The organism is Streptomyces sp. NPDC006309 (genome assembly GCF_040613095.1).
Lineage (GTDB): Bacteria > Actinomycetota > Actinomycetes > Streptomycetales > Streptomycetaceae > Streptomyces.
Genome location: NZ_JBEXRO010000001.1, coordinates 402,200 through 418,926, shown reverse-complemented (window position 1 = coordinate 418,926; position 16,727 = coordinate 402,200). Strand labels below are relative to the sequence as shown.

General features: G+C 65.5%; 18 protein-coding genes and 2 pseudogenes. 10 read left to right on the top strand and 10 right to left on the bottom strand.

Annotation, left to right across the window (positions count from 1 at the left end):
* Nucleotides 1-118 precede the first annotated feature (118 nt).
* Both ABZ117_RS01880 and ABZ117_RS01875 read left to right on the top strand, forming a co-directional pair.
* Nucleotides 119-1,297: an IS110 family transposase gene (locus ABZ117_RS01880; protein WP_356816396.1), complete on the top strand. Its 1,179-nt coding sequence runs from the start codon at nucleotides 119-121 to the stop codon at nucleotides 1,295-1,297.
* A 339-nt stretch (nucleotides 1,298-1,636) separates the two neighbouring features.
* A complete protein-coding gene (locus ABZ117_RS01875) occupies nucleotides 1,637-2,311 on the top strand; it encodes a hypothetical protein (RefSeq protein ID WP_356816395.1) in 675 nt (224 codons plus the stop codon).
* Nucleotides 2,312-2,661: 350 nt separating this feature from the next.
* On the opposite strand, the gene ABZ117_RS01870 is transcribed toward ABZ117_RS01875, so the two are convergent.
* Nucleotides 2,662-3,249, bottom strand: a complete 588-nt coding sequence (locus ABZ117_RS01870; RefSeq protein WP_356816394.1) for a hypothetical protein — start codon at nucleotides 3,247-3,249, stop codon at nucleotides 2,662-2,664.
* Nucleotides 3,250-3,628: 379 nt separating this feature from the next.
* On the opposite strand from ABZ117_RS01870, the gene ABZ117_RS01865 reads away from it, so the two are divergent.
* Together ABZ117_RS01865 and ABZ117_RS01860 are read left to right on the top strand one after the other, a co-directional pair.
* Nucleotides 3,629-3,982, top strand: coding sequence for a hypothetical protein (locus tag ABZ117_RS01865; protein WP_356816393.1), 354 nt, complete (start codon nucleotides 3,629-3,631; stop codon nucleotides 3,980-3,982).
* A 48-nt stretch (nucleotides 3,983-4,030) separates the two neighbouring features.
* A pseudogene (locus ABZ117_RS01860) lies at nucleotides 4,031-4,800 on the top strand (transposase).
* A 232-nt stretch (nucleotides 4,801-5,032) separates the two neighbouring features.
* On the opposite strand, the gene ABZ117_RS01855 reads toward ABZ117_RS01860, so the two are convergent.
* Nucleotides 5,033-5,983: a hypothetical protein gene (locus ABZ117_RS01855; protein ID WP_356816392.1), complete on the bottom strand. Its 951-nt coding sequence runs from the start codon at nucleotides 5,981-5,983 to the stop codon at nucleotides 5,033-5,035.
* Between the two features lie 124 nt (nucleotides 5,984-6,107).
* On the opposite strand from ABZ117_RS01855, the gene ABZ117_RS01850 reads away from it, so the two are divergent.
* Together ABZ117_RS01850 and ABZ117_RS01845 are read left to right on the top strand one after the other, a co-directional pair.
* Complete coding sequence (locus tag ABZ117_RS01850) at nucleotides 6,108-6,392, top strand: hypothetical protein (RefSeq protein ID WP_356816391.1); 285 nt, start codon at nucleotides 6,108-6,110, stop codon at nucleotides 6,390-6,392.
* A gap of 142 nt (nucleotides 6,393-6,534) precedes the next feature.
* Nucleotides 6,535-7,410, top strand: a complete 876-nt coding sequence (locus tag ABZ117_RS01845) for an IS481 family transposase (RefSeq protein ID WP_356816638.1) — start codon at nucleotides 6,535-6,537, stop codon at nucleotides 7,408-7,410.
* Between the two features lie 128 nt (nucleotides 7,411-7,538).
* Here the strand turns inward: ABZ117_RS01845 and ABZ117_RS01840 are convergent, their stop codons facing one another.
* The 6 genes and pseudogenes from ABZ117_RS01840 to ABZ117_RS01815 all read right to left on the bottom strand — a co-directional run bounded on the left by ABZ117_RS01840 (nucleotide 7,539) and on the right by ABZ117_RS01815 (nucleotide 11,843).
* On the bottom strand, nucleotides 7,539-8,408 hold the full coding sequence (locus tag ABZ117_RS01840) for a hypothetical protein (protein WP_356816390.1): 870 nt from the start codon (nucleotides 8,406-8,408) through the stop codon (nucleotides 7,539-7,541).
* Nucleotides 8,409-8,923: 515 nt separating this feature from the next.
* Nucleotides 8,924-9,740 (bottom strand): annotated as a pseudogene (locus tag ABZ117_RS01835) (IS5 family transposase).
* Between the two features lie 38 nt (nucleotides 9,741-9,778).
* Nucleotides 9,779-10,081, bottom strand: a complete 303-nt coding sequence (locus tag ABZ117_RS01830; protein ID WP_356816389.1) for a hypothetical protein — start codon at nucleotides 10,079-10,081, stop codon at nucleotides 9,779-9,781.
* The gene (locus ABZ117_RS01825; protein ID WP_356816388.1) at nucleotides 10,078-10,821 is read right to left on the bottom strand and encodes a GntR family transcriptional regulator; all 744 of its coding nucleotides are present in this window, start codon (nucleotides 10,819-10,821) and stop codon (nucleotides 10,078-10,080) included. The genes ABZ117_RS01830 and ABZ117_RS01825 overlap by 4 nt, the downstream gene beginning before the upstream one ends.
* A complete protein-coding gene (locus ABZ117_RS01820; RefSeq protein WP_356816387.1) occupies nucleotides 10,818-11,042 on the bottom strand; it encodes a hypothetical protein in 225 nt (74 codons plus the stop codon). The genes ABZ117_RS01825 and ABZ117_RS01820 overlap by 4 nt, the downstream gene beginning before the upstream one ends.
* Nucleotides 11,043-11,558: 516 nt before the next feature.
* A complete protein-coding gene (locus tag ABZ117_RS01815) occupies nucleotides 11,559-11,843 on the bottom strand; it encodes a hypothetical protein (RefSeq protein ID WP_356816386.1) in 285 nt (94 codons plus the stop codon).
* Between the two features lie 78 nt (nucleotides 11,844-11,921).
* Between ABZ117_RS01815 and ABZ117_RS01810 the strand changes: the two genes are divergently transcribed.
* Nucleotides 11,922-12,677: a GntR family transcriptional regulator gene (locus ABZ117_RS01810; protein WP_356816385.1), complete on the top strand. Its 756-nt coding sequence runs from the start codon at nucleotides 11,922-11,924 to the stop codon at nucleotides 12,675-12,677.
* Here the strand turns inward: ABZ117_RS01810 and ABZ117_RS01805 are convergent.
* Nucleotides 12,674-13,168, bottom strand: a complete 495-nt coding sequence (locus tag ABZ117_RS01805) for an HAD domain-containing protein (protein WP_356816384.1) — start codon at nucleotides 13,166-13,168, stop codon at nucleotides 12,674-12,676. The two genes, ABZ117_RS01810 and ABZ117_RS01805, sit on opposite strands and share 4 nt — an antisense overlap.
* Before the next feature lie 241 nt (nucleotides 13,169-13,409).
* On the opposite strand from ABZ117_RS01805, the gene ettA reads away from it, so the two are divergent.
* From ettA to ABZ117_RS01790, 3 genes are read left to right on the top strand one after another with little or no spacing between them, the layout of a single operon-like run.
* On the top strand, nucleotides 13,410-15,074 hold the full coding sequence (ettA, locus tag ABZ117_RS01800) for an energy-dependent translational throttle protein EttA (protein WP_356816383.1): 1,665 nt from the start codon (nucleotides 13,410-13,412) through the stop codon (nucleotides 15,072-15,074).
* A gap of 6 nt (nucleotides 15,075-15,080) precedes the next feature.
* On the top strand, nucleotides 15,081-15,509 hold the full coding sequence (locus ABZ117_RS01795) for a thioesterase family protein (RefSeq protein ID WP_356816382.1): 429 nt from the start codon (nucleotides 15,081-15,083) through the stop codon (nucleotides 15,507-15,509).
* Nucleotides 15,506-16,183, top strand: coding sequence for a hypothetical protein (locus tag ABZ117_RS01790; RefSeq protein WP_356816381.1), 678 nt, complete (start codon nucleotides 15,506-15,508; stop codon nucleotides 16,181-16,183). Before ABZ117_RS01795 ends, ABZ117_RS01790 begins: the two co-directional genes overlap by 4 nt.
* A gap of 122 nt (nucleotides 16,184-16,305) precedes the next feature.
* On the opposite strand, the gene ABZ117_RS01785 is transcribed toward ABZ117_RS01790, so the two are convergent.
* Nucleotides 16,306-16,710, bottom strand: coding sequence for a globin (locus ABZ117_RS01785; protein WP_356816380.1), 405 nt, complete (start codon nucleotides 16,708-16,710; stop codon nucleotides 16,306-16,308).
* Between the last annotated feature and the right edge of the window lie 17 nt (nucleotides 16,711-16,727).

Genomic DNA, 16,727 nt, shown 5'->3' with positions numbered 1-16,727 from the left:
TGAGATGTGCGCGCCTTGTGCGGTCGCTGTTTACGGAGCAGACAGCGGGGTGTTCCTCGGGCCGACGGAATGCGGTGCGGTGCGAGGAGGGGCGAGTGAGCGAGCCACGGACCCGAGTATGGCCGGCGTCGATGCAGGCAAGGGGCACCACTGGGCAGCGGTCGTCGACGAGACCGGCGCGACACTCTGGTCGAAGAAGATCGACAACGACGAGTCGGACATCCTGACCGCACTCGGCGAAATTCTCGACCTGGCGGGCGAAGTCCACTGGGCCGTGGACATCTCCGGGAAGTCCTCCGCGCTGTTGTTGGCCCTGCTTGCGGCCCATGGCCAGCAGGCTGTCTACGTGCCTGGCCGCACGGTGAATCGTATGTCCGGCGCCTACCGTGGCGAAGCGAAGACCGACGCCCGTGATGCCTATGTCATCGCCGAGACGGCACGTCATCGCAGCGACTTCGCGACCATCGATGTGCCCGCGCAGCTGGCCGCCGATCTTGCGCTGCTGACGGCTCATCGGTCAGATCTGGTCGCCGATCGGGTGCGGATGACCAATCGGCTTCGTGACGTGCTGACCGGCGTCTTCCCTGCCTTGGAGCGCTCCTTCGACTACTCGAATCACAAGGGCGCGCTGGTACTGCTGACCGGCTATCAGACACCGGCTTCGATCCGCCGCCGCGGCCGGGCCCGGCTGACAGCCTGGCTGGCGGCTCGCAGCGTGCGGGGCGCCGACGCGGTGGCGGCGACCGCGCTGGAAGCCGCTCAGGCCCAGCAGACCGCTCTCCCCGGCGAGGAGGTCGCCGCGCAGATCGTCGCCGACCTGGCGACCCAGATCCTTGCTCTGGACGAACGCCTCAAGCGGATCGACCGGCAGATCCGCGACACCTTCCGCCGTCACCCACAAGCGGAGATCATCGAGTCAATGCCCGGCCTGGGCCCGATACTCGGCGCCGAATTCGTCGTGGCGGCCGGGGACCTGGCGGCCTACGCCGACGCCGGCCATCTCGCTTCCGCGGCCGGGCTCGTACCCGTGCCCCGCGACTCGGGCCGCCGAACCGGCAACCTGCACCGGCCCAAGCGCTACAGTCGCCGCGTACGACGGGTGTTCTACATGTCCGCCCAGACCAGCATCATCCGCGAAGGCCCGAACCGGAACTTCTACCTGAAGAAGCGAGGCGAAGGCTGCAACCACGTCCAGGCCGTCATCGCCCTGGCCCGGCGGCGCACCAGCGTCCTATGGGCACTACTGCGCGATAACCGGGCATTCACCAGCGCCCCGCCTGCCACGCAAGCGGCTTGACGGCCCCCGGCCGGGCCTGCGCTCCTGTCTCCGCCCCGCTCCAGCCCGGCCGACGTCCGTGCCGCGCGCACAGCAACCAGCCGCCTGAGCTTCGAGAAGGGGTACGTCATGGTTGGGGCGGTCGACTCCACGGCTTTAGGCAGCCACTTTGGCGCGAGCCTCGAAGATCATGGCCCCAACGTCGTGCTTTACCGGGCAGGTCCACAGACTGCCCGACGCGCCGGAAGCTTACGGGGCCATGATCACTCGCGCCAAAGCAGCTCCAGCCCAAAGCCGCTACGCCGACCGCGTACCCAAAGTGCAGGTCGCCCTGGGGTTGCCATGCGGCATCATGCGCCTGTGGACATTGCTCGCTTAGTGCTCGACTACCTCAAGGTCATCATCTGGCCAGCTGTGACGGTGGTGATCGTCTACGGCTTCCGAAGCCAGCTCAAAGACCTCATACGCAGAGTCCGGATGCTGAGCGCCCCAGGTGTTGATGCCGAGTTCTCCAACGAGGTCATCGCTGCCAGCGCAGATGCAGAGGTGGCAGTACTAAACAATCACCTCGGAGGCCCCGACCAATCTGAGTTGCCGCCCGTAGTCGACCACGGGGTACAACCCGCGGTGCCACCTGGGGCAGATTCCAGTGGCCGGCCGCAGGGCTCGTTCGTGCACTTCCACAGGGTGGCTCCAGACGACGACCCTCTCCTGACCCTCGCAGAGACGCACTCAAACGCCGCAGTCGTTGCAGCCTTCTTAGGGGTAGAGGCTCAGCTGCGGCGACTTGAAGAGCAAGAATTACCGGCATCACGGCTTCGGTGGCCAGTCAGGCGCCTAGCCGAGCGACTAAACCTGCCCTCCGACATCAGAGCGTCGATCATCGAGCTAAGCGAAGTGCGCAACAGAGTCACCCATGGTCATCGCTACGTCGTGACTCCTGAGGCAGCTCGCACTTATGTTCGCAGCTGTCGAGAGATGATCGATTGGCTTGAAGAGCGGGGACAGCAGCAGATGATGTTTGACCTGGAATAGGCAGGCCCAGGCCGCAAGCCAGACACCTAGCCCTTCACTTCTTCGGTGCCTGACCATCGGTCAGGCACCGGGCTTGTACCAGGCGCCGTGGCTCATGACCGGACTGGGCCGTCTCTGGGCCGTCGAAGGGTGCTCAACGACAACCAACGCAAGACCCAGGCTGTCCGTCTCAGTTTCCGTCTCGTTCAGGGACGGACGCCGACGTTCAGGAGAGTTCGGCCGTCAGCTCTCGTCGAACGGCCGGACGGCCATGAACCCAGGTGAACGCCCCGGCATCGGGCCAGCCAGACCGCCAGCAGACTTGGAAAGCGTATTGCGTGCAACCGCTGCCCAATACCAGCTCAGAGTGCTCACACGGCGCCTCTCCGGGCGCGCCGCCGGGTCAACTGTTCGTCGATGTCATTGATGAAGAGAGCAAGGAGGTCACCCTCCTTCACCTGCCTGCCGCTGTGCCCGAAATCTCGGCGAATTGCGGACAAGAGTTCTTCGAAGCTAAATATCGTATCCTCGGCTTCGAGAACTTGGGCTTCCCGCTTGAATTTTGACCAGGCAAGCAGAACATCGTCGGAAGCCCACGTAATGAGATCTGGCGCGATTTCCCGTAGGAATTGTGCCACCTCATCTCCGCTCGAAGAGTCGGGGTTCATGATCGTCCTCATGAGTCCACTTACGAGCCTGGTGTAGACGGGGATCTTACTGGCTCGAATCTCTGCCTCGACAGATTTCCGGCGTTCGAGGTAGCGTCCAATAACCAACGTGGCAACGGTTACGAGAACCGTTGCCATCGCCGTTACCGCTGCCGCAGCAACCGTAGGGTTCACGCCATGGAAAACTTGGCGCCCCAAGTATCTCGCCAAGAAGGCTATGCCCTCCACCGCGCCGAACAGCAGGGCAGCAAGGACAGCGAGGCTACCTATCCCTTTGATGAATGCGCGCATGGGCACACTGTGGCACGACGCCAAGCGTCGACGAGACGAATCGGCGGCAAGAGCTGGGAAGGAGCCAGCGACTTGACAGTGAGCTGCCGCTGACATCCAACGCTGACATCAACGACCACGAACAGCCGCGACGGTCAGCACCCAACGATGGCACATGGGCACGTGCTGGATCGCGGCCGCGTAGGGGCAGGACCGAACTTGTAAAGCGGTGCTCACACACGAGCGCCCTCCCGGGGCCGTCCTAAGGGCTGTCCCGTAACTGCTGGTCAGGGAGCTGACCAGGGTGCGGAAACTGCGTAGCTGCTGAGTTCGCGGTGCCGGTATCGTCCGGACTCCCGACCCGCCGTACCGGCGCGCCTGCGTTCACAGAGCGATGCGGATGACCAGCCAGCAAGCAACTACGACCCTGTGGCGCCCCACCGGCCCCAAGGAGCTGGACCTGGTCCGGGAGCTGAACTGGCGTGCCTGGCCGCCCCGGCTGCCCGAGCAGCCGATCTTCTACCCGGTCCTCAACGAGGACTACGCCGTCAGGATCGCGCGGGACTGGAACGCGAAGCACGACGGCGCCGGCTTCGTCACCCGTTTCGAGGTCGAGTCCGCCTTCTTGAGCAGGTATCCCGTCCAGCAGGCCGGCGGGCAGACGATCCTCGAACTCTGGGTTCCGGCCGAGGAGCTGGACGACTTCAACGCCCACATTGTCGGCGAGATCCAGGTGGTCCACGAGGTCCGCTGAGGCGGGGAAGCCCGCTGGCGGGGCACGCCACGCTGCGATGATCCCGGCGTGGCTGGCGTGATCACGGCGTCGGAGCCGTCCTGGATAGCCCCGTTCACCGGGCTGAGCCCGCGCGCCTTCGGGAAGCTGGTGACCGCGCTGCGGCGCGAGGGTGCTTACGCGGTCCGCAAGGGTCGGCCGTGGGGCCTGCCCCTGGAGGACCGGGCGCTGCTGATCGCGGCGTACGGGCGCACCACCTGACGTTCCGCCAGCTCGCGCCGCTTTTGGGGGTGTCGAAATATGCGGCGGCCCGTGTGATCGACCATCTCGGACCGATGCTCGCGCTCCAGCCCCGCAAGCGGTTCGCCAAGGACACCGTGCTCATCGTGGACGGCACCCTGGTGCCCACTCGCGACCACACCATCGCCGTGCAGTCGAAGAACTACCGGATACTCCACCAACCACCAAGTCGTCATCGACGCCGGCACCCGGCTCGTCGTCGTGGTCGGCCGACCGCTGCCCGGGAACCGCAATGACTGCAAGGCGTGGGAGGAATCCGGCGCCAAGGCCGCCGTCGGCAGGACACTCACAATCGCCGACGGTGGCTATCCCGGCACGGGACTCGTCATGCCCCATCGTCTACGCAAGGGCGAAGATTTGCCCGACTGGAAACAAGCGCACAACAAATCCCACAAGCAGGTCCGCGCCCGAGTCGAGCACGTCTTCGCCCGAAAATGAAGACCTGGAAGACCCTCCGTGACTGCCGTTTCAAAGGCGACGGAGTCCACCACGCCATGCGCGGCATCGCTCGGATGCACAACCTCGCCCTCGCCGGATAAACGAGAGTGCCACACGGTGGCCCTACACGCCTGAGGTGACCCAGGGATCATTTACGGGACAGCCCTTGGGCGGAGCTTCTCCATGCCCCATCCGCTGACACCCCAGGATCGGATCCCCCAATAGCGAAAGCCCTGTGCGCCTTCCTGGCGCAACTCCGAACCGAGTACGACGAGAGTGGCGCCGAGCGGGAGAACAAGACGCGGAACTCCTATGCGCACATTTCCTATCCCGTTACGCCTGCGGGGTGCCGTTCACGGAGCTGGTATGCCGTTTCGGCGTCCGCTTCTTCGACCGAGGCTCCGGGGTCCGCTCCTTGTCCGACTCCGCCTTGCCACCCATCCGGGCGCCGTTACTAAGAACCTCGCGGATAACCTGCATCCTTATCTCGTCCTGGTGCTGCTCCCCGAGACCCTCTGTGAGGCGCTCGGCGGTCAGGTAGTAGCTGTTCAACACCGGCTGGTCGAAGTAGCGGTTCAGCTGGCCGATCGACTCTTTGTACAGGGACAAGTAGGTGCGGCTCAGATAGCCGGACAGGAGCGTGCTGAAGGCAGCAAGCGCGCCGATGAACCAGCGGACTTGTTCCAGGGGCACGAAGGCGCCTCCGACAGCGGCAGCTACTAGGAGGAGCATGCCGATACCCATCGCGATGCGGGAGGACTTGAAGGACTTGTCCGCCTGGTCGGTGACGATGTCGTGGTAGGTCTTGATCTGCCCTTGATTGAGATCCATCAAGGTGGCCAGTTCGGTGGCTTTCTTGAGGTTCTCAAGCCTCTGGCGGTAGTACGCCTTCTCCGCCTTTAGTCTTTCCTCGAACTCCACGTTCCGGTTCTTCATGTACTTACGTCGCGTAGCGAGCCATGGGATTCCGAACGCGAGGATGCCCAGCGCACCTGCGCCGATCGACACTTCGATGATCGTGAGGTCGGAGCCTTTGAGTACCTCTTGGTGCCTGCCCGGGGTGGACTTCGTGTTTCTTGCGATGACGTCCGCGAGGAGCAGGAGCAAGATCATCAACAGGAAAAGCCCGAAGGTGACAAGTAGCCAAATGTTGCGCAGCTTTTGGCTGCCAGAGCGCTGGCGGAGCAAGGCGGAGGGGGGCCTGAGACCTTCAAGCTGCCCCCAGGTGATGCCGCCCGTGACCGAGACGTTCTCGTCGTCACCTGGATCCATCACTGTCGTCACTGTTCCCCCTTGTGATCAGGCGTGGAAGCCTAGACGGAGTCGCGCTCAGAGGGAAACGGTTCAACGGAACTAGGAGTTGTCTCCTGAAGCGGTGATCTGCACCGGCGAGTGAGATCATCCGTAGATGGCCGACGCGCGACTACCCCGGGGATGGACTCTTCAGAAGATCCGCGATGTCTCGGGAGTCCGAGAGGCTGTCGCCCTTGCTCCCGACCGACCAGTGCAGTGGGTCAGCGTCACCGAGGCCCACGAGATGCAATGCCCAGAGATCGTCCTCGGGTTCCACAGCTTGTGTCTCCTGAAGCCTGTGGATGGCGACGACTGGTACATGGGCAGCCTGTACGACGACGGCAGCATCGACTGCTGGACCACCTGCGGCGACCTGTACGAGGCGCTAAGCGACCTTTAAGAGGTCGTCTTCACCTGAAATGCTCGCGTATCCACATTTTCGGATTGCCGGGTTGTGGGGCTCGTGCTGGTGGAGATGCGGGTTGATTCTTGCTGGTCAGGTGGGGTGGCAGGGGAGGCGGGAAGCGGCTTGTGCCTGTCTCATCCCAGGACGCCCGGCTTTCGCGGCCGGGTGCTTCCGTTGTCGGGCTCGCTGTGTCGTCGAGGACGGCTGGACTCTTCGCCGGGCCGCCGAACGTTTCCAGGTCTCACCGACCACGGCCCAGCGGTGGGCCGACCGTTACCGCGCCCAGGGCGAGGCCGGGATGAGCGATCTGTCCTCCCGGCCGCACACCAGCCCCCGCCGCATTCCGACCGGCACCGAACGGCGGATCATCAAGGTCCGCATCCTGCGCCGCTGGGGACCGGCCCGCATCGCACACCTGCTGCGGCTCGTGCCCTCCACCGTGCACCGGGTGCTGACCCGCTACGGCCTGGCCCGGCTCACACACCTTGACCGGGCCACCGGCCGCGTCATACGCCGCTACGAACGCGACCGCCCCGGCGAACTGGTCCACGTCGACATCAAAAAGCTCGGCAACATCCCCGACGGCGGCGGCCACAAAGTCCTCGGCCGCCAAGCGGGCCGCAAAACCCGCGCTAACGCCGGCTACAGCTACCTGCACACCGCCATCGACGACCACTCCCGTCTGGCCTACAGCGAGATCCCCGGCGATGAGAAGAAGGAGACCGCCACCGGGTTCTGGCAGCGGGCCCACGCCTTCTTCACCGAGTGCGGGATCATCGTCGAGCGGGTCCTGACCGACAACGGCTCCTGCTACCGCTCACGCGACTGGCGAGACCGGCTGGTAGCGGCCGGGATCGCCCACAAGCGAACCCGCCCCTACCGCTCGGAGACAGAACGCCGCGAGGCGTTCCCCGGCTGGCCGCACACCTACAATCACCACCGCGGACACACCGCGCTGAAAGGCCAGCCACCCGCCAGCCGCGTCCCCAACCTCACAGGGCAATACACCTAGCCGTGCCACATCATGCGGTCAACGACGGCGCCGCAGTCGAGATGGTTCGCTGAGCCGGGCGGGCGCTACAGACGGAGTGAACTCGGCGTTTCTCGCTGCCGATCACGTCCGCCCTTACAAATCAGACATCACAGGTCGCTGCTTTCCTCAGCTGGATTGGAATCCGCAGTTTTTGTCTCCTCGGTGTGCCCATTGGGACTTTCGGGGCGAAACTCGACTGCGCGATAGTCTTTAGGGAGCCAACTAACAATGGTTACTTGCCCTGGTGTCACAAACTGCCACTCCTTGGAAGTAACCGCAGATTCGCCTCCCAAGTAGGTCCAATCCTGCTCCGCTGTCTCAGTTCTTGGGTGGAAGACGGACACGGAGAGAGTAGGGAGTGCCGAACCTTCTAGCTCAATCTTGAAATTCATGGCGAAGTCACTGTGTACTAGAGGGACCCAGCTGACTGCGCTTTGATACATACAAGCTGCCCTGTTGTGGGCGAAAGACTCAGCGAATGGAATTTTCTGATTCTCGGAGAGTCGCTCACCAAGAAGAGCCTCTTGGTTGAGCTTCAACTTTCCAGCCTCCTCGGCAAGGAACGGTATTAGAGCGGCTTGCTCCTCTACGATATTGATGCTCGCGTTTGGGCATTGAAGGGCGTAACTCAGATAGACAGTATTATACCCGCGGACAGACGCCAAGGACCAGAGTCTACGTTTCGGCAAGTAGCCATCATGCGCGAGACTCACACCCGTAAGCTTAAGTGAGATAAGCAGCTTCATGACTGTCTGTTCGTCATTAGCCCACTCAAACTTAATGCGCCAGAGCGCCTGTCGGATGTATACATCGCGATTCGCGAACCGCAGAACGGCGGCACGAAGTGCTTGAGGTTGGCCCGGCTCAAGAAAGCCCAATGTCTCGCCTAGTGCAGTTTGCACGCCTCGCTTGACGGATTCTTCGCCAAGTTTTTTCTTGAGGTAGAAGTCTCCGCAAAGACCAAGAAGAAACGCCACAATGAACGCTTCTCCGATTGCGTGAATTAGTTCATGTGCGAATCCCGCTTCCCGTGCCGCGGTGTGCTCCAGGGCGAAACATGCAGCAGCCCCGATGAGGAGCAGGCAAAGGATTAGCCACGTAACCCTTGCATCCGAGGGGCGTCTTGGTCTAGCGCCGTGATCCCCACCATTAGTCATCTCATGTCCGATCGCACATCCACAGGCAAGCTTCGATGCAATGATTCCCCATAGGGTCAATTCGCGCACCCTGGATCAGCCCATTCAGGTGACTGGAATAAACGATCCGATCTATATTGATCTCTCTGCACCCGAATGAGCCATCGGGCTGGGCCGTCCCTGGGCCACCCGACGTTGACTAACAACGGCAGAAGCCCACGGCATCCGAGCTTGTCGGAGCCGTGGGCTTCCTCAGTCCCGCTGGTCAGCGGAAGCGTTGATCAGTAGACTGGCAAGTTAGGCCCGCACCGAGCAGGTTGCAGACGCCAAGGGCGCCGGCCCCTTTAGACCGTGTCCTATGTGGTGAGGCGGATGAGCCGTTTGTAGCAGCAGAGGGCTGCGGCGAGGCCGAGAAAGGCCAGGTAGTTGCGGGGATCGCGCTCATAGCGGGGGCTCAAGCGTCGGTAGCCGGACAGCCAGGACATCGTCCGCTCGATGACCCAGCGGCGGCGGCCCAATCGTTCGCTGGACTCGATGCCTTTGCGCGCGATCCGTACTCCGATGCGTTTGCCACGTAACCATTTCCGCAGGTCAGTGCGGTCGTAGGCTTTGTCCGCGTGGAGGCGCTGGGGCTTGAAGTGGCGGCCGCGGTGGGGGTCGTGTCTCGTTTGGTGACCCTCGACCATGGGCTTCAGCCCTTCGCTGTCATGGGTGTTGCCGGCCGAGACGCCAACGAGGAGGGGCAGTCCGTTCGCGTCCGACAGGACGTGCATCTTGGAACCCGGCTTGCCCCGGTCCACGGGGCTTGGACCTGTGTGTTCGCCCCCTTTTTAGCGCGGACGTGGGCGGTGTCCAGGACGACGCGGGTGACGTCGATGAGGCCGGCGTCGTCGAGCCGGTGCAGCACGGCCTCGTGCAGCCGCCCCCAGACGCCGGCTCTCGACCAGATCATGAACCGGCGGTGGGCAGTCGACTTCGATATACCGAAGCAAGGCGGCAGTTGGCGCCATGCACAGCCGCTGACCAGCACGTTATGTTCGCCGCGAACAGCGTCTCATCAGGGGTGTTCTGCGTTCCTCCGCCCTGCGGCCGCACCTTCGACGGTGGGATCAGCGGCTTCGCGATCTCCCACAGCCCGTCCGGAACAATCCAACTCCACGTACCCCGCCCCATACGTGACTCAACGAGCCCTCACCACATAGGACACGGTCTTAGGGCGGATGAGGGTCGCTTCCTGCCAGGAGGCGACCGCGGTTGGTTGCAACGCGGAGTACGTCTCGCAAGGCCCCGGTCAGTTCCTTGGCCAATCGGCGCAGGTCCTCCGGGCCCTGGTCGTGGTCGTCGAGGGTGTCCGAGGCATGCTCCAGCAGCTCGGCAGCCGTTCCCAGTTGTACCGCTTCGATGTTGTCCGCCAGGCGGGACATGTAGCCGCCCTTGTCGTCGGTGTTCAGGTAGCAGGGCTTGCCTTCCGACCCCGACCACGGGAGGAGTCGTAGTTCGTTCGGTGCCGTCATCCTTGCGTCTGCCTCTCATCGGTCACGTGATGGGTGGTGAAGACCGCGTCGACGCGATCCCCAGGGAACGCCAGTAGGGCGGCTTCGACGACTCGCCCGGCGGTGTCGGTCGCGACGCGTGTGATCGCGAGGACTGTCTTGGAGGAGCTGGTCCGGAGGGCCGATGCTTCGTCCGGTGTTGGCGGGCGGGCGCATACCGTCTCCCGGACGGTTGCCGGCGGCGAGCCCAAAACCGCGAGTCGAAGGGCGGTCTCCTGCCAGGAGTGTTCGTCGTCCAGTACTCCGGCCGGGACCAGGTCGCGCGGGATGTACATGCGGGCCAGTCCGCGCGGTGACTCTTCCTCGTGGCTGACGCAGAAGAACTCAGCGAGTGGACTGCCTGTCGGCACCTTGAGCAACGTCGCCAGGTGGCTGTCCGCCGGAACCGTGGTGGTGCGCACGGCGACACGCAGGGCCGCTTCAGCAGCGGTCCACGGGTCCAGCGTCCCCCATCCGCCGACGTACACGATCTTGCGCGGCCGGCGGCGGACGAAGTTGCCTTTCCCGTGCATCTTCTCGACCAGGCCTTCGCCCTGGAGGACCGCTAGGGCGCTTCGTAGTGTCACCGTGCTGACCTTGTATCGGTCAGCGAGGTCGGCCTCGGACGGAAGACGTTCACCCGGCTTCATGCGACCGGTCGTGATCTGCTGCCGGAGATCGTCGGCGATGTCGTGATGGCGTGAAGGCACGGAGCGGGTCACCGCCTTCTCAGCACGCGAACGGCAGTGAGCCGGGTACGCGCGTGTATGGTCAGCAGCTCTCCCGACTCGAAGAGCAGTTGCTTGGCCCCGTTGGGCAATTGGAAGAGGTTGCCCACACGGCATGCCCGGCCGCCGACCTGGATGATGTCGCCGTACCGAACAGTGGCCGCGGTGACCTCGACGTTGGATGCCAGCGCGCCGCCGGGTACAAGGGGGCTCACCGCTTCACCTCCGCGGGTGCTGAGGGGACGAACGGCGAGTGGCACGGGCAGTCGCACGTCTCGTAGACAACCGGCAGGTCGACCGGTGCCGGGGCGGGGGATGACTCCGCGCAGGCGGGGTGCGTACCGATCCGGCATGCGGTCGATCGGTAGGAGGCGGCCGCGGTGTCCTCGATGTGAGGCTGTCGGCGGGAAGGCATCAACGGACACCCGCCAAGGCCGACCAAGCTTCAGCCGGCAGATGGGAAGCGACGACCACCGGGCGTGGCCGCACTCGTCTCTCCCAGGCCAGCACGTACGGGCGGACGAGGGCGTTTTCCTCGCCGCTGATCGGGTGTCGGTGGTTCGAACTGTCGGGAGCCGGGCCCAGGATGACCGTCGACGTGTCAGCGGACGCAGGAAAGGCGGGCGCGGCCGATGACCGGAAGGGTGCTAAGGGGCGGCGATGCCTGCCCTTGGGGGCGTACCGCGCTCTGGTGAGTGAGACGGCACGGCGGATACGGTTGAGCACGCTACTCAGCTCCTATCGCTGATGGCAGGTCCCCCGACATCGCCCGTCGTGGGGACCGCTTTGCGTACGACCGCCCAGAGGGTGCGGCCGTTCAAGCCGGTGGCGACGAGACCGAATCGATCGGCTTCCGCCACCGCTTCCAGGGCCTCCCGCCATAAGTCGGCGGAGAGCGAGTCCGGCACTTCCGCTTCGACCGATGCGTACCGGTCGTGCTCCTCCACTCGCGCGGGGAGCCCGACGGCGGACAGCCGGGCAGCGATGGCCGCCGCGCTAACTCCCGAAGCGGGCACAGGGCAGCCTCCGTAACCGGCGATCACTTTCAGTGAAGCTAGTTAACTAGATTAGAGCTAGTGGACTAGATTTTCCATATGCCTGAGCAGCCGCCCTATCTCCGCATCGCCGACGAACTCCGGCGACGGATCGCGGAGCACGTATGGGAGCCGGGGGACCGTCTGCCCTCCCGCGCTCAGATCGGCCAGGAGTGCGGCGTGGGCGAGAACGTCGTCCGCCGCGCGCAGGAGCTGCTGATCTCCCAGGGTGTGCTGGAAGGCCGCGCCGGGTCGGGCACGTACGTCGCCGAGCCCCGGAAGCGGGTCCGGGTCGTCCGGTCGTCGGCCCGGGAGCAGCCCAGCGGATCGCCGTTCCGCACGGATATGAAGGCCCTGGGCAAGCAAGGCGATTGGGAGAGCCGGACCGATGCCAAGGTCCCGGCGCCGGCGGACATCGCGGCGCGGCTCGGCATCCCCGAGGGTGACCTGTGTGTCCGGACGACGTACGAGTTCCTGGCCGACGGCAGGCCGGTGCAGTTGTCCACGAGCTGGGAGCCGTACGACCTCACCGCCGGCACCCTCGTCGTCCTCCCCGAGGGAGGGCCGCACGCAGGGGCGGGCGTCGTGAATCGCATGGCCGCGATCGGCGTCACGGTCAGCCACGCCGTGGAGCAGCCCGAGCCGAGGCAGGCGACCGCCGAGGAGGCGTCGATACTCGGTATCCAGAAAGCTGCGCTCGTCACGCACATTCGGCGGACCTACTACAGCGACCAGGGGCGGCCCGTGGAGACGGCCGACATCCTGGTGCCCGCCGCGCACTGCGAGATCGTCTACGAGATCCCGATCAACCGTTAGTCGGCGCCCTCAGTAGCGAGCCAATCGCCGAGCGCCGAGAAGTCGGCGTCTACGAGTCCTTGAGCCGGATCGACGCGATGAAGCAGCGACGGTCCAGGATGTTGGGCATCGACCCACAAGCGATCCATGGCGCTGATTTCGTCGTCGACCCAGATGAACGGCCGACCGTCGGCCCACTCGACCAAGGGGCGAGTTTTCCAGTGCAGACCGCGGGGTCCTTCGTCGGCGCTGGCATCCGGCCACTCCACCACGGGCAGCTTCGGCAGTCCCAGACGCGGGGCGACGGCCGCGTTCGCATCTTCCATCCACGTCGTGGCCCACACGAGACGGCAGGCCAGGGCGAGGAGACGCGATCCGATGCCGGGGTCTAGTCGATCAAGTAGCGGGTTGCCCTGATCGAAAGACGTCGAGGAGCTGTACGACGCCCCGAAGGGGATGAGTGGTCCGTCGACGTCGAGGAAGAGGATGGGGCGCTCCGCTGCGCTGGTCACAGCGGCACGATAGCCCGGCGCGGTGTCGGCGGAGACTCTGCTTCCTGGGCCGTCCCTGGGCCGTGCGAGGGCGCCCGAGAGCACTCAACAGCGACCGACAGTGACAGACGAGCTCGAGCCGCCAACAGCGAACCCCCAGGTCAGCGTCGCCCGCCCGGACGGGTTTCCCCCCAGGGGTGGCGGTCAGGCAAGATGGGGTGTATCTGCCCACTGCCAGTTTCAAGCTGCCGGACGGTTTCTCTTGGCTGAGTTCATTTACACCATGCGCAAGGCGCGCAAAGCGCACGGCGACAAGGTGATCCTCGACGACGTCACCCTCAGCTTCCTGCCGGGGGCGAAGATCGGCGTCGTCGGCCCGAACGGTGCCGGTAAGTCGACCGTGCTGAAGATCATGGCGGGCCTCGAGCAGCCGTCGAACGGTGACGCGTTCCTGTCGCCCGGCTACACCGTCGGCATCCTGCTCCAGGAGCCTCCGCTCAACGAGGAGAAGAACGTCCTGGAGAACGTCCAGGAGGGTGTCGCCGAGGTCAAGGGCAAGCTCGACCGGTTCAACGAGATCGCCGAGCTGATGGCGACCGACTACTCCGACGCGCTCCTCGACGAGATGGGCAAGCTCCAGGAGGAGCTGGACCACGCCAACGCCTGGGACCTCGACGCCCAGCTGGAGCAGGCCATGGACGCGCTGGGCTGCCCGCCCGGCGACTGGCCGGTCACCACTCTCTCCGGTGGTGAGAGGCGCCGCGTCGCGCTGTGCAAGCTGCTGCTGGAGCAGCCCGACCTGCTGCTCCTCGACGAGCCCACCAACCACCTCGACGCCGAGTCGGTGAACTGGCTGGAGCAGCACCTCGCCAAGTACCCGGGTACCGTCGTCGCCGTCACCCACGACCGGTACTTCCTGGACAACGTCGCCGGCTGGATCTGCGAGGTCGACCGCGGCCGTCTGCACGGCTACGAGGGCAACTACTCCAAGTACCTCGAGACCAAGCAGACCCGTCTCAAGGTCGAGGGGCAGAAGGACGCCAAGCGCGCCAAGCGCCTCAAGGAAGAACTCGAGTGGGTGCGCTCCAACGCCAAGGGGCGGCAGGCCAAGTCCAAGGCGCGTCTCGCTCGCTACGAGGAGATGGCCGCCGAGGCCGACAAGATGCGGAAGCTGGACTTCGAGGAGATCCAGATCCCGCCGGGGCCGCGCCTCGGCAGTGTCGTCGTCGAGGTCAACAACCTCAGCAAGGCCTTCGGGGACAAGGTCCTCATCGACGACCTCTCCTTCACGCTGCCGCGTAACGGGATCGTCGGGGTCATCGGGCCGAACGGCGCCGGCAAGACGACGCTCTTCAAGATGATCCAGGGCTTCGAGCAGCCCGACTCCGGCAGCATCAAGGTCGGCGAGACCGTCAAGATCTCCTACGTCGACCAGAGCCGCGAGAACATCGACCCGAAGAAGTCGCTGTGGGCCGTCGTGTCCGACGAGCTCGACTACATCAACGTCGGACACGTCGAGATGCCCTCGCGGGCCTACGTCTCCGCCTTCGGCTTCAAGGGGCCGGACCAGCAGAAGCCGGCCGGTGTGCTCTCCGGCGGTGAGCGCAACCGTCTCAACCTCGCGCTCACCCTCAAGCAGGGCGGCAACCTGCTGCTCCTCGACGAGCCGACCAACGACCTCGACGTGGAGACCCTGTCCTCCCTGGAGAACGCGCTGCTCGAGTTCCCGGGCGCGGCCGTGGTCGTCTCCCACGACCGGTGGTTCCTGGACCGGGTCGCCACGCACATCCTCGCCTACGAGGGTGAGTCGAAGTGGTTCTGGTTCGAGGGCAACTTCGAGTCGTACGAGAAGAACAAGGTCGAGCGGCTCGGCGCGGACGCCGCGCGTCCGCACCGTGCCACCTACAAGAAGCTGACCCGGGGCTGATCGGTCTTGCGCCACATCTACCGCTGCCCGCTGCGCTGGGCGGACATGGACGCGTACGGCCACGTCAACAACGTGGTCTTCCTCCGCTACCTGGAGGAGGCGCGGATCGACTTCCTGTTCCGCCCGGACAAGGACTTCAAGCAGGGGTCCGTGGTGGCGCGCCATGAGATCGACTACAAACGGCAGCTCGTCCACCGGCACGAGCCGGTGGACATCGAGCTGTGGATCACCGAGATCCGGGCCGCGTCCTTCACCCTCTCCTACGAGGTGAAGGACGGTGACCTGGTGTACGTACGGGCCTCGACGGTCATCGTCCCGTTCGACTTCGACGCTCAGCGTCCGCGGCGGATCACCGCGGAGGAGCGCGAGTTCCTCCGGGAGTACATGGACGCGGCCGAGGACCCCGAGACCGAGGGGGAGGCCGTCGCCGCATGACGGTCCTCCACCTGGCCGACGAGACGGAGGCCGCGGACCTCGCCGCCTTCCTCTCCCGGCTGCTCCGCTACGACCGTGGAGCGGCGGTGCGGCTCCAGGCGGCCGGCACGGCGCTCGCCGTCTTCGGCCGGCCGCCGTCCTTCGAGGTGCTGGCGGTCCGCGCGGTGAGGCTGGCCAAGCCGTACGAGCACGGGCTCGACGTCGCTCTCGACGTGACGGTGTCCGCCGGTGAGCTCCTGGAGTCCGTGGACGAGCGGGCGGCCACCGCCGCCGTCCCGGGCGCCGTCACGGGACCGCCGTGGGCCGGTGTGCTGCCGCCGCGGTCCGGCTGGCAGCCCGAGCCAGGACTGCCCGCGCCGGACGCGCTGCGCGCCACGGTCGCCGCCGCGGTGGCCGAATTCCGCTCGCGTACCGAAGAACTGGGGCCGCAGGGGCGTACCCGCGCGGAGCTGGACCGGATCGGGCGGGACATCTGGTCCCGGCGGATCGACGGCACCCGGCTGCCCGTACGCGCCGTGCACGCGGCCCAGTCCCTCGGCTTCCTGCGGCCGGGGACCGAGCACGAGGACACCGGGTTGTTCTCCTCGGGGGCGTGGCTGCGGCTGCGCACCCCCTACGGGTCCGTCGCCGTCCGGCAGGCCGGACGGGAATCCCTCGGGCTCAGCGTGCGCTGAGGAGCCGTGCGCGGGGCCTTCGGTAGGGGCTTCCCGTAACGGGTTTCCCGTACGGCTCACCTCCGCGTCGTACGGCCGTCGGCCTCCGGCACTGAGCCGGGCCGGGGCCGGGGCCGGTGCGGTCAGTCGGGGGTGTTCACCATCGACGCGGCGGCGTACGTCAGGTAGTTCCACAGCGTCCGCTCGTGCTCCTCGGACAGGCCCAGCTCGTCGACGGCCGTCCGCATGTGCCGCAGCCAGGCGTCGTGCGCCGCCCGGTCCACGGTGAACGGGGCGTGCCGCATCCGCAGCCGGGGGTGGCCGCGGTTCTCGCTGTACGTCGTGGGGCCGCCCCAGTACTGCATCAGGAACAGGACCAGCCGTTCCTCGGCCGGACCGAGGTCCTCCTCCGGGTACATCGGCCGCAGGACCGGGTCCCCGGCGACTCCCTCGTAGAAACGGTGGACGAGCCGGCGGAAGGTGTCCTCGCCGCCGACCTGCTCGTAGAAGGTCTGCTCCTGAAGCGTGCCGCGCCGAATCTCGGTCACGTTGGGTTGCCTCACAT